13 protein-coding genes are annotated in these 11,806 nt (G+C 33.4%); 5 read left to right on the top strand and 8 right to left on the bottom strand.

Translation table 11 applies throughout. The annotated features are described in order from the left end of the window. The first annotated feature begins 143 nt into the window (after nucleotides 1-143). The 5 genes from DK508_RS18165 to DK508_RS18185 all read left to right on the top strand — a co-directional run bounded on the left by DK508_RS18165 (nucleotide 144) and on the right by DK508_RS18185 (nucleotide 3,462). On the top strand, nucleotides 144-572 hold the full coding sequence (locus DK508_RS18165; protein ID WP_109302757.1) for a RimK/LysX family protein: 429 nt from the start codon (nucleotides 144-146) through the stop codon (nucleotides 570-572). After that, on the top strand, nucleotides 572-1,444 hold the full coding sequence (gene rimK, locus DK508_RS18170; protein ID WP_109302202.1) for a 30S ribosomal protein S6--L-glutamate ligase: 873 nt from the start codon (nucleotides 572-574) through the stop codon (nucleotides 1,442-1,444). The genes DK508_RS18165 and rimK overlap by 1 nt, the downstream gene beginning before the upstream one ends. A gap of 5 nt (nucleotides 1,445-1,449) precedes the next feature. Continuing rightward, nucleotides 1,450-2,430, top strand: a complete 981-nt coding sequence (locus tag DK508_RS18175) for a succinylglutamate desuccinylase/aspartoacylase family protein (RefSeq protein WP_109302203.1) — start codon at nucleotides 1,450-1,452, stop codon at nucleotides 2,428-2,430. Beyond that, nucleotides 2,423-2,992 carry a 5-formyltetrahydrofolate cyclo-ligase gene (locus DK508_RS18180; protein ID WP_109302204.1) on the top strand — a complete coding sequence of 190 codons (570 nt, stop codon included), beginning with the start codon at nucleotides 2,423-2,425 and terminating at the stop codon, nucleotides 2,990-2,992. Before DK508_RS18175 ends, DK508_RS18180 begins: the two co-directional genes overlap by 8 nt. A 68-nt stretch (nucleotides 2,993-3,060) precedes the next feature. Beyond that, nucleotides 3,061-3,462: a response regulator gene (locus DK508_RS18185; RefSeq protein WP_109302205.1), complete on the top strand. Its 402-nt coding sequence runs from the start codon at nucleotides 3,061-3,063 to the stop codon at nucleotides 3,460-3,462. 10 nt (nucleotides 3,463-3,472) lie between these two features. Here DK508_RS18185 and DK508_RS18190 read toward each other — a convergent pair whose 3' ends face one another. The 8 genes from DK508_RS18190 to ileS all read right to left on the bottom strand — a co-directional run bounded on the left by DK508_RS18190 (nucleotide 3,473) and on the right by ileS (nucleotide 11,581). Further along, nucleotides 3,473-4,078: a lipoprotein signal peptidase gene (locus DK508_RS18190; RefSeq protein WP_109302206.1), complete on the bottom strand. Its 606-nt coding sequence runs from the start codon at nucleotides 4,076-4,078 to the stop codon at nucleotides 3,473-3,475. Between the two features lie 53 nt (nucleotides 4,079-4,131). Continuing rightward, nucleotides 4,132-4,752: a hypothetical protein gene (locus tag DK508_RS18195; RefSeq protein WP_109302207.1), complete on the bottom strand. Its 621-nt coding sequence runs from the start codon at nucleotides 4,750-4,752 to the stop codon at nucleotides 4,132-4,134. Nucleotides 4,753-4,803: 51 nt separating this feature from the next. Continuing rightward, complete coding sequence (locus DK508_RS18200) at nucleotides 4,804-5,517, bottom strand: hypothetical protein (protein ID WP_160114789.1); 714 nt, start codon at nucleotides 5,515-5,517, stop codon at nucleotides 4,804-4,806. A gap of 31 nt (nucleotides 5,518-5,548) precedes the next feature. Further along, nucleotides 5,549-6,304, bottom strand: a complete 756-nt coding sequence (locus tag DK508_RS18205; protein ID WP_109302209.1) for a DUF4097 family beta strand repeat-containing protein — start codon at nucleotides 6,302-6,304, stop codon at nucleotides 5,549-5,551. Between the two features lie 19 nt (nucleotides 6,305-6,323). Next, nucleotides 6,324-7,112 carry a zf-HC2 domain-containing protein gene (locus DK508_RS18210; protein ID WP_109302210.1) on the bottom strand — a complete coding sequence of 263 codons (789 nt, stop codon included), beginning with the start codon at nucleotides 7,110-7,112 and terminating at the stop codon, nucleotides 6,324-6,326. A gap of 4 nt (nucleotides 7,113-7,116) precedes the next feature. Beyond that, nucleotides 7,117-7,650 (bottom strand): RNA polymerase sigma factor, encoded by a 534-nt coding sequence (locus tag DK508_RS18215; protein ID WP_160114790.1) that lies wholly within the window; start codon nucleotides 7,648-7,650, stop codon nucleotides 7,117-7,119. Nucleotides 7,651-7,787: 137 nt separating this feature from the next. Next, the gene (locus DK508_RS18220) at nucleotides 7,788-8,171 is read right to left on the bottom strand and encodes a molecular chaperone DnaK (protein ID WP_109302212.1); all 384 of its coding nucleotides are present in this window, start codon (nucleotides 8,169-8,171) and stop codon (nucleotides 7,788-7,790) included. 5 nt (nucleotides 8,172-8,176) lie between these two features. Continuing rightward, complete coding sequence (gene ileS / locus DK508_RS18225; RefSeq protein WP_109302213.1) at nucleotides 8,177-11,581, bottom strand: isoleucine--tRNA ligase; 3,405 nt, start codon at nucleotides 11,579-11,581, stop codon at nucleotides 8,177-8,179. Nucleotides 11,582-11,806 lie beyond the last annotated feature (225 nt).

The following is an 11,806-nucleotide window of genomic DNA, read 5'->3' on the forward strand; positions in this document are numbered from 1 at the left end:
CCTGTATTGATGCATACTTAAATAGGGTTTAAATTTTGTTAAATTGTAATCAAAATACGCAGACCGTTATTAAAATTGGGTTATACTTTATAATCCAATTTGATTTTTCTTACTTTAGTAGTTCCAATACCAATTCTGTTTTTTTGGAAAAAGAAAAGAAAATAATTGGCAGAACTGATAAAGTGGATTTTCCACTTCTTGAGTTAAAAGATATCGATGCCAAAGTCGATACAGGTGCGTATACTTCTTCAATACATTGTATTGATATTCGCGAAATTGATCAAACATTGCAATGTAGTCTTCTTGATGCAACACATCCCGAGTATAATGGAAAAAGATTTACGTTCAAGAATTATGATATTTCTGCAGTGAAAAGTAGTACCGGAAACGTAGAAATGAGATATGCCATTAGAACTCAAATTACTGTATTCGAAAAAACATATCCTATTACCTTAAACTTATCTTCTCGTGATGATATGCGTTTTCCACTTCTTATTGGGCGTAGATTTTTGAGTGGAAAATTTTTAGTTGATCCTCAATTAGAAAATCAGTCCTATAACCAAAAACTGTAATGAATATTAAAATCTTGTCGCGTAGTGCGAATTTATACTCTACCAATGCGCTTGTACAAGCTGCTGTAAAACGTAAACACAATGTACAGGTAATTGATCCTTTAAGTTGTGATATTGTAATCGAAAGACAAAAACCTGAGATTTATTATCGAGGTAAGAAATTAGATCATGTAGATGCTGTGATTCCTAGAATTGGTTCATCTATAACCTATTACGGAACGGCTGTGGTGAGACAATTCGAAATGATGAATGTGTTTACCACCTTAAAATCTCAAGCTTTGGTACAGTCTAGAGATAAACTAAGAAGTTTACAAATTTTGTCTAAAGCTGGTTTGGGGCTACCAAAAACAGTATTTACTAATTATTCTAAAGATGTTTCTGAAGTGATATCTCATGTAGGGGGTGCTCCTTTAATTATTAAATTATTAGAAGGGACTCAAGGTTTAGGTGTTGTACTTGCCGAAACTAAGACGGCCGCAGAATCTGTATTGGATGCTTTTAATGGTTTGCAAGCAAGAGTGATTGTGCAAGAATTTGTTCGCGAAGCTAAAGGAGCAGATATAAGGGCTTTTGTAGTAGATGGAGAAGTAGTAGGTGCGATGAAAAGACAGGCAAAAGAAGGAGAGTTTAGATCTAATCTACATCGAGGGGGTACTGCAAGTGTGATTAATTTAACCAGACATGAAGAGCAAGCAGCTATTTTGGCTGCAAAAGCACTAAAAATGGGAGTTGCAGGAGTAGATTTATTGCAAAGTAATCGAGGGCCTCTCATTCTTGAAGTAAACTCTTCTCCTGGTATAGAAGGTATCGAGAATGCAACCGGAAGAGATATTGCCAAATCAATTATTCGTTATATTGAAAGAAGTTTGTAAAAACTATGACAAAAAAAAGAACTGAAAATATACTTAAAATTTTAGGTAATGAAGTGTTTCCTGGTACGAGTACTACCATAAACTTTAATATCGCAAAACTATATACCTCTACCAAGGTTGAAATACCTATAATTATCGAAAGGTCTAAAATTCCTGGGCCAACAGTATTAATTACTGGTGGGATTCATGGAGATGAAATTAACGGAGTAGAAGTAGTACGGCAGATTATTGCAAAAAAAATTAATAAGCCGGTAAAAGGAAGTATTATTTGTATCCCTGTACTTAATGTATTTGGGTTTTTAAATATGAATCGATTTTTTCCAGATGGTAGAGATCTTAATCGAGTTTTTCCTGGAACAAAAAACGGCTCTTTAGCCAGTAGATTTGCATATCAGTTTATTAATGAAATTTTACCAGCAGTAGATCTTTGTTTGGATTTTCATACTGGAGGAGCTAGTAGGTTTAATGCTCCGCATATTAGAGTAGATCCTAAAAATGAAAAACTAATAAAACTAGCAAAAATATTTAATACATCATTTATTTTACATTCTAAAAACTTAGAAGGTTCTTATCGGGCTACTTGTGCAAAAAAAGGAAAAGATATTTTGTTGTTTGAAGGAGGGAAGTCTCAAAACAGTAGTAAAGAAATTGCTGTCGAGGGCGTACATGGCGTAATGCGCGTTTTGGATCATTTTGAAATGTTAGATGATATTTTCGAAATTCCTAAGCCTCCTGCAGCGAGCATCGTGATAAAGAAAAGTGCATGGATGCGTGCTAGGTATAGTGGTTTATTACATATTAAAATTCCTATTGGCAAACATGTAGAAAAAGGAGAGATCTTAGCTACAATAACAGATCCTTACGGTAAAATGAGACATGTAGTAAAAGCGGTTAATGAAGGATATGTTATTAATGTAAATGAAGCACCTATTGTATATAAGGGGGATGCTATATTTAGAATAACCAGAGAACTAGGGAATGAATAAAAAGGAGCTAAGAGCAAAATATAAAATACTGAGATCTGAGTTAAATGATCAGGAAATTGATACTATGAGTATGGACATTGCTAATAGAATGCTTCAACTTCCGATATGGGAAAAATCGTACTATCATATTTTCTTACCTATACAAAAGCAAAAAGAAATTAATACAGAGTTTATGCTGCATATCCTCCAGGGAAAGGATAAAAATGTGATCATTTCTAGGAGTAATTTTAAAAATAATACACTAGAGAATTTTTTGCTTACCGATACGACTGTGCTTAAAACAAATGCATGGGGTATTCCAGAACCCGTTGATGGAATCCCAATACCAGATGATAAAATAGAAGTTGTTTTTGTGCCCTTACTGGCTTTTGATAAAGAAGGGAATAGAGTTGGATACGGAAAAGGATTTTATGATATTTTTCTAGGAAAATGTAATCCTAAAACATTAAAAATTGGTTTTTCTTTTTTCGCGCCCGAAAATAAAATTGAAGATATAACCCCCGAAGATATAGGTCTTGATCTTTGTGTAACCCCAAAAGAAGCTTATTATTTTAAGAAATAACCAGTGTTCATGGTATTCAAGAATACTTTTCTTATCTTAGATATACGTATAATTAGTACCCGCCCAAAATGTCCCAAAATATAGAAAGTGTCTGCATCATAGACGATGATAATATTTATATAAATTTAGTAACTAAAATTATTGAATTAAAGCGACTATCTGAGTCTGTTTTAGTATTCAATAACGGAAAAGAAGCTATGGATTTTTTCTATAACTCTATGGATAGTGAAGACAAGGTCCAAGTACCTCAGGTTATTTTGCTAGATCTTAATATGCCTGTGATGGATGGTTGGGAATTTCTTGATGAATTTTCGAAGATTAAGGATGATATAAAGAATAAAATAGATCTTTATGTAGTAAGTTCGTCTATAAATTTAAGAGACATCAATAGAGCCAAATCAATAGATGCTGTCTCGGATTATATTACTAAACCATTAAAACCAAGAGATTTTGAAAGAATACTAGAATAAAGGTTGAATTCTAGATGTTTTTTGGAAAAGCTTTTTTGTTAAAAATGATCAACAAAAACACGCCAACACTTATAGCAGAATCTGCAATATTAAAAACAGGATCAAAGAAAGAAAAGTGTTTTCCTCCCCATATAGGAATCCATTCTGGTAAAATATCGTCATAAAAAGTAAACTGTATCATATCTACGACCTTCCCATAAAAGAGACTTTCGTAACCACCATCTTTTGGTAAAAAGCTAGCAACATTACTTACTGTGCTTTCATCAAATAAAATTCCATATAACAAAGAATCTATAATATTACCAAAGGCACCGGCAAAAATTAGAGCGATACAAAAAGTCAATATCATTGAACTATTTTTTCGAACAGAATCATACAACCAATATCCAATACCGGTAATAGCCACTAACCTGAATAGGGTGAGTACGAGCTTACCATAACTACCAGGAAGTTCAAAACCCCATGCCATTCCTTTGTTTTCTACAAATACAATACGAAACCAATCAAAAACTTTAGCTTCTTCGTGTAGGGTAAAATGAGTTTTAATATAAAATTTGGAGATTTGATCAATCAACAATACTAAAACAATAACTAAAATAGATTTTTTTAAGGACATAAATATATTATCGGTTTATTCAGGTAATAAAGGCGACGGACAAAAATAGTGTTTTATTTTGTTTTACAAACACTTATATCACCGCTTATAGAGCTTAAGTTGATTTTGTGCTCGCCATAAATTTTTTGAACATTCAGTTTTCCTGATTTTGTAATTGTGTTTACTATCGCATTTTTTGTAGATAACTTGATATCACCAGTCAGTGTATTTATTGTAGCATTACCCATAAAATGATCTATAATGCAATCCCCAGAGTTAAGTTCTACAAACAGATTTTTGTACGTGCCTTTGGCTGTTAATGTTGCAATATTAGATTTTATAGTAACACCAATATGAGAAGGTATTTGTATGACTATTTTTACGGCCATTACTTTATGAGCACTTAGTTTGTCGTTATAATCTATAGAAAAGGGTTGTAAATCATCTTTGATGGTAAGTGTCTTTTGAGTTCGTGCAGTTTTAATCAAAACATGATCTTGATACTCACCTTCTGAAACGGCATTGTATATTATTTTGTTTTCTTGAGTGTTTGTAATTTCAACCTGAAATGTATTATCCAAAATGATAATTATTTCATTTAAACCAGATGCGTCGATGCTTCTGTCAAAGGTAGATTGCCCTAGAATTGAGGCACTAGATATGATAAAAATAAAAAAAGAATTTAGCCGCCTCATATTTCCAAGGTAGCTAAATTCTTCATATTATAAAAGCTTGTTATAGCTATTTTATTGCTTTCTTATAAAGATACTACCGCTTACAGTTGTAAGCTGTAGGTCACTTTTTACATCTCCAAAAGTACCCGTTACTTTACTTCCTACAATTCGATTCTTACCATGATCAAATTCAAGATCCTTATCCGAGTATATCATCCCCGTTACAGTTTCTGCTTTTAATCTTGATTTGGCAATATTAATATCGATATCTCCGCTTATAGTTTTAAGATCTAAATCTCCATCATAATTTTTGATATCTATATTTCCGCTAATAATATCTACAGTCAATTCTCCCTCATAATTTTGAGATACTACATTACCAGAGATACTTTTTATTCTTAGGCGGGCATCTTTAGGGATATATAATGTGTAGTTGGCATCGATATCCATATTATTACAAGGATCCCATTTGTTTTTACGATTAGATTTCCGTTCTTTTTTCCACATATCAAATAAATCTCCATAATCTGATCTTATGTCTAAGACAGAAGAAGAATTATCTATCTTGAGATCGAAATACTCATCAAATTGTCCTCCATTAATACTAACTTCAGCCTTTAAGTAGACATCGTTTTTGTCCCAAGTTTTGATAGTAATGTCTTCGGCAAACTTAAATTCTACTTTTACTTGATCTGCAGAAGTGCTAATTTCCTTTTCAATTGTTTTTTGAGCATGTATTTGCATTGAAAAAAAGCATAATACTGCAAGGGTTACTAAATGTTTCATGTTGTTGTTTTTTGATTAATTGATGACCTCTTTATTTTTTTCTCAGGTAAATATTACCAGTTGATGATCTTAGGCTGATTTCTACGCCTCCATTATTTAATTTGGTTTTTATTGCTCTTTTACCAGAAACGATTTTCATGTTATCGTCCTCTATTGGGAATTTAATTTCGAAATCAGTAAAAATATCTCCCATAGTAGTTTTCAACTCTAAATTAGTTGGCGTTCCTGCCGGCATACTCACATCGATAGCTCCGGTTGCAGATACTAACGAAATAGGAGAGCTCTGGCTTACTTTGTTAAAAACAATATTTATTTCTCCGGTAGCAGTTTTTGCTACAATAGGACCTGTAACATCTCTAAATGTCATATCTCCAACATTGGTTATTGCTTCTATCTCTGAAGAAAAACCTGTCACCACCAAATCCCCTAGATTACTTCTCTCTACTTTGATATTAACGTTTTTTGGAAGAAAAACTTCTAATACTTTGCTATGCATGTTTTTTAGGTTTTTAAGAATGAGTAATTCTCCTTCTTTTTTCACATACATACCTAGTCCAGTATTATCGCTTCCGCCAGCATAAACAGCTTTCAAACCTCTTGCTTTCTCGGGTGCTTTGTGACCGTTACTGATAATTCTAAGTTCGTTTTTGTCATGAGCCTTTATTTTTACACCAGAAGCAGAGGTGATTTTCACTTTTTTAACCCCTTGTAGAGATTGTGTGTAATCTTGTGCATTAAGGCTCCAGCTTGTGATACAGATAAGTAGTATTAATGTTATATTTTTCATTTGTTCGATTTTTTGATTGTTAAATTAAATTTGGAAGACCTATTTTTACTTGGTCTCTTACATAACTTGGTGTTTCTTCGTTTTGAAGTAACTTTTCCATGGAAGGAACTGCGCGTTTTTCCTCAATAGAAACTAATATTTGAATTAATTCAATTTGCATGCTCGGATCTTGTTCTCTTTCTAGAGCATTGATTAATGCATTACGAACCATTTCCGAATTCGAGAATTTGGCAAGCGCTTCTGCTGCAGCAAGTCGCACATTAATATGATCATCGTGATGCATTTTATTGATTAAAGCTTTTAAAATCTCATTTCCTGGTTGCTCGAATTCTTCGGCATAATTTACTGCCTGTAATCGTTTACTAGCAGATTCATTTTCGATTAATGAAATGGTCATTGTTTGCTTCATTTCTTTTTTTTCTTTTTCTAACACAGCTATTTCTTGCGAAAAAGATTCATCTTGCTGAGTTTTTCCATAGAAGTATGCCGAAACAATTAGAGTTATCGTTGCAGCAATTTGTAATGCTGTTTTCCAGATGTTCTTTTTGCCATGCAGAGAAACCACTTTAGAAGATTCTAATGCTACCTTTTCTTTTTGAAGCATTTCTTCAAAATTAACCTTCAAACTGTTGTCAGGTATTTCTTCGGGAGTTTCATTTATAGCTTTAAAAACGCTCTTAAGTTCTTGTAAAGCTATGGTGCAATTTTCGCAACTTTTAAGATGCAAATCTATCTTTTGATAAGTGCTTATATCTAAGTTCTTATCGAGATAATCAATTAGTTGATTTTCTATTTGTTTACAATTCATAGCATTATGTGTTTTGTAGGTAATAATCCTTTAATTTATGGATAGCCCTATGCACTTTGGTTTTTACAGCTCCAGCTGTTGAGTTGGTTATCTCTGCAATTTCTTGATATTTAATTTTCTGATATCGATTCATAATTACAAGTTCTCTATCACTTTCATTTAATTGCTCAAGTGCACGATCTAACTGTTCTTTAATTTCACTCTTTTCTGCGGTATACGTATCTTCGCTTTCGGTTTTATACTCAATGTCATCAAGTCGTTGCGCAGCTACTTTCTGTTTTTGATAATGATCGGAAAATATGTTTCTTGCAATGGTGTAAATCCAAGATGAGAATTTCCCTTTTTTATATGAGGCTCTATATTTAATAGCCTTATAAAAAACCTCTTGAGTAATATCTTGGCTTACATCCCTATCTCTAGTCATCTTAAGTAAAAAATTAAAAATCCGAGTATGGTATCTTTCAAATAAGACACTCATCATATCTAGGTTTCCATTGGATACCAAAATCATTAATTCTTCGTCAGTTAAGTTTTTCAAGATGTCACTCTTTTTGGTCAGTTTCTATTAGTAATACTTTGATTTTTTAAAAAGGTTACATTTGGAAATAAAAAAAGTGCTTTCCTATCTGGAAAGCACTTTAAATTTACAATATTTTATACTGCCGTACTAGAGTACTAGCTCTGCATATTCTTTGCTTCGATGCTTAGTGTAGCATGCGGTACTAGTTTTAAACGCTCTGGATTAATTAATTTACTAGTTACACGACAAATGCCATAGGTCTTATTTTCTATACGTAATAAGGCGTTTTTTAAATCACGCACAAATTTTTCTTGTCGAATAGCAAGTTGTGTATTTGCTTCTTTGGACATTGTTTCACTACCTTCTTCAAAAGCTTTGAATGTTGGTGAAGTGTCATCTGTACCATTGTTTCCGTCATTCTTATACGCACTTTGAAGTAATTCCAAATCTTTCTGTGCTTTTTCCATCTTATCAACGATGATTTCTCTGAATTTTTCTAAGTCAGAGTCGCTGTACCTTACTTTTACATCTTCTGCCATATTCTTTAGTGTTTTTTTATTATCAATTGAGTTGCAATGTCATCAAACGCAATTTCTGTACCATTTATTACATTGGTGGCGAACTCAATTGTCTCGGTTAAGGTTTCGTTTTTGATGTATGTCTCATTAGTTGATACAGCTTCCTGAACAGTCTCATTCTCTTCAAAAACAATTCCTATTTTATCAGTCACTTCAAAGCCATTATCCTTACGCATGTTTTGAATACGATTTACAAGCTCTCTTGCAATCCCTTCTTTTTTAAGCTCTGGACTAATAGTTACATCTAGCGCAACGGTTAAAGAACCTGAATTTGCAACCAACCAACCCTCTATATCTTGAGAGCTAATCTCTACATCATCGGTTCCTAATTTAATAATTTTATCATTAATTTCTACATCAAAACTACCTGTTTGTTCAAGAATTTTGATAGTTTCTTGGTCAAATGACTGTATCTTATTGGCTATCAACTTCATATCTTTACCGAAGCGAGGGCCTAAAGTTTTGAAATTTGGCTTGATTTGTTTCACTAAAATACCAGATGCATCATCAATAAGCTCAATTTCCTTTACATTTACTTCACTTTTTATTAAGTCAGCAATATCATTAATTTCCGTTTTTTCGGCTTCGTTTAATACCGGAATCATGATACGTTGTAAAGGCTGACGAACCTTGATTTTTTCTTTTTGGCGTAATGACAATACCAAAGATGATATGGTTTGCGCCTTTTGCATTTTGTGTTCTAATCCTTTATCAACAAAGGATTCTTCATACTCCGGAAAATCTGCTAAATGCACACTTTCAAAAGCTTCTTTTTTAGTACCAGCAACCAAATCTTTATATAATCTATCCATAAAAAATGGGGCAATAGGTGCTCCTAATTTGGATACGGTAAGCATACATGTAAATAATGTCTGATATGCCGATATTTTATCTTTTTGGTAATCTCCCTTCCAAAATCTTCTTCTACTTAATCTTACAAACCAATTGCTTAAGTTTTCCTGCACAAAATCCGAGATTGCTCGAGCAGCTTTTGTAGGTTCGTATTCATTATAGTAAGTATCTACATTTTTAATCAACGTATGTAACTCACTTAGAATCCATCGATCAATTTCAGGTCTATCTGTTATTGTAATATCATCTTCGGTATACGTAAAGTTATCAATGTTTGCGTATAGCGTAAAGAATGAATATGTATTATATAGTGTTCCAAAGAATTTACGACGAACCTCTGCAATTCCTTCCGAATCAAATTTTAAGTTATCCCAAGGGTTTGCATTGCTGATCATGTACCAACGAGTAGCATCGGGGCCATAAGTTTTTAACGTTTCAAAAGGGTCGACAGCATTACCTAATCGTTTAGACATTTTTTGGCCATTCTTATCTAAAACCAATCCGTTCGACACGACATTTTTATAAGCTACATCATCAAATATTATAGTAGCAATAGCGTGCAATGTATAGAACCACCCACGAGTTTGATCAACACCTTCGGCGATAAAGTCGGCTTTTCTCTCTCCTTCTTCTACTTTTTCTTTGTTTTCAAAAGGATAATGCCACTGCGCATAGGGCATTGATCCAGAATCAAACCATACATCGATTAGGTCGCTTTCACGCTTCATGGGTTTGCCAGAAGCAGAAACTAATGTAATTTTATCCACTACATTTTTGTGAAGATCCACCTTGTCATAATTTTCTTCACTCATATCACCTATAATAAAGTCGGCAAATACATCTGTTTCAAGAACTCCAGCTTTTATTGCTTTGTCAATTTCGGATTTTAATTCCTCAACAGAGCCTATTATAATTTCTTCTTTACCATCTTCTGTTCTCCAGATAGGTAATGGAATTCCCCAGAAACGCGAACGGGATAAATTCCAGTCATTGGCATTAGCGAGCCAGTTTCCAAACCTTCCTTCTCCGGTAGCTTTTGGTTTCCAGTTAATACCAAGATTAAGTTCGTGCATGCGGTTTTTAAAGTCAGGAACTTTTATAAACCAAGAATCTAAAGGATAATAGAGAACAGGCTTGTCTGTACGCCAACAATTTGGATAGCTATGTACATATTTTTCAACTTTAAATGCTTTATTCTCTATTTTGAGCTTAATTGCAATCTCTACATCTACAGATTTTTCGGGAGCTTCTCCGTTGTCATAGTATTCGTTCTTGACATATTTACCTGCAAATTCCCCTACATGTTTTGTAAATCTACCTTGTAAATCTACTAGTGGTACCAAGTTGTCATTATCATCTTTTACCAATAACGCTGGTACTTCTGGAGTGGCTTGTTTTGCAACCATTGCATCATCGGCTCCAAATGTTGGTGCGGTATGTACAATACCTGTACCATCTTCGGTAGTTACAAAATCACCGGCGATAACTCTAAATGCATTTTCAGGATTGTGATAAGGTTGAACAAAATCCATTAACTGCTCATATCGAATATCTATAAGATCAGCTCCTTTAAATTCTTGCAATATGAAAAAGGGAATTTTCTTATCTCCTTGATTAAAATTATTGACCTCTTCTTTGGTCTCTGTTTGAACAAATTTTCCTGAGAACTGTTTCCCGACCAAATTCTTTGCCAAAATAACATGGATAGGCTCGAATGTATATTGGTTAAAAGTTTTAACCAAAACATAATCTATTTTGGCTCCAACTGTTAATGCTGTATTTGATGGTAAGGTCCATGGTGTAGTAGTCCATGCTAAGAAATAAATATTTTCTTCGACCTCTTTAAGGTTTGAAGGCAATGTTTCGTTTTTGGCCTTAAACTGTGCCACAACAGTGGTATCGGTAACATCTTGATATGTTCCTGGTTGATTAAGCTCATGTGAGCTTAATCCTGTTCCGGCTTTTGGAGAATATGGTTGAATGGTATATCCCTTGTACAGTAATTCTTTTTTATAAATCTGTGAAAGTAACCACCATACACTTTCCATATATTTGGATTTGTAGGTGATATAAGGATCACTCATGTCTACCCAATATCCTATTTTTTGAGTAAGATCGTTCCAGATATCAGTATATCGCATGACAGCTTTTTTACAAGCTTCATTGTATTCTTCAATAGTGATTTTTTTACCAATATCTTCTTTGGTAATACCTAGTTCTTTCTCTACACCAAGCTCAACAGGAAGACCATGAGTATCCCATCCAGCTTTACGATTTACTTGATATCCTTTTTGTGTTTTGTAGCGGCAAAAAATATCTTTTATAGCACGGGCCATTACGTGATGAATTCCGGGCAATCCATTTGCAGAAGGAGGGCCTTCAAAAAAAACAAATGGTTCTGCTCCATCACGCTCACTTATACTTTTCTCAAATATGGTATTCTGTTGCCAGAAATCTAGTATTTCGTCAGCTACTTTAGGTAAGTCAAGTCCTTTATATTCAGGAAACTTCGTGCTCATTTGGTCGTTCTTTCTATTAAGTCTGCGAAAATAAGGATTTTCTGGAAAAAGAAAGACGATTTTGAGTGATGATATCAAATTAATACACAGCAATTATAAATTTTTAACAAAGCGTTTGATTTTTTAATAGAAAATCATCAATAATGCAATCGTGATCATTTGCAAAAATGCTATTGCCAGGTAGAAGTTGTAATGAGATTGAACTATTTTTTAAAAGAATTATAT

This window comes from Aquimarina sp. AU474 (genome assembly GCF_900312815.1).
GTDB lineage: Bacteria > Bacteroidota > Bacteroidia > Flavobacteriales > Flavobacteriaceae > Aquimarina.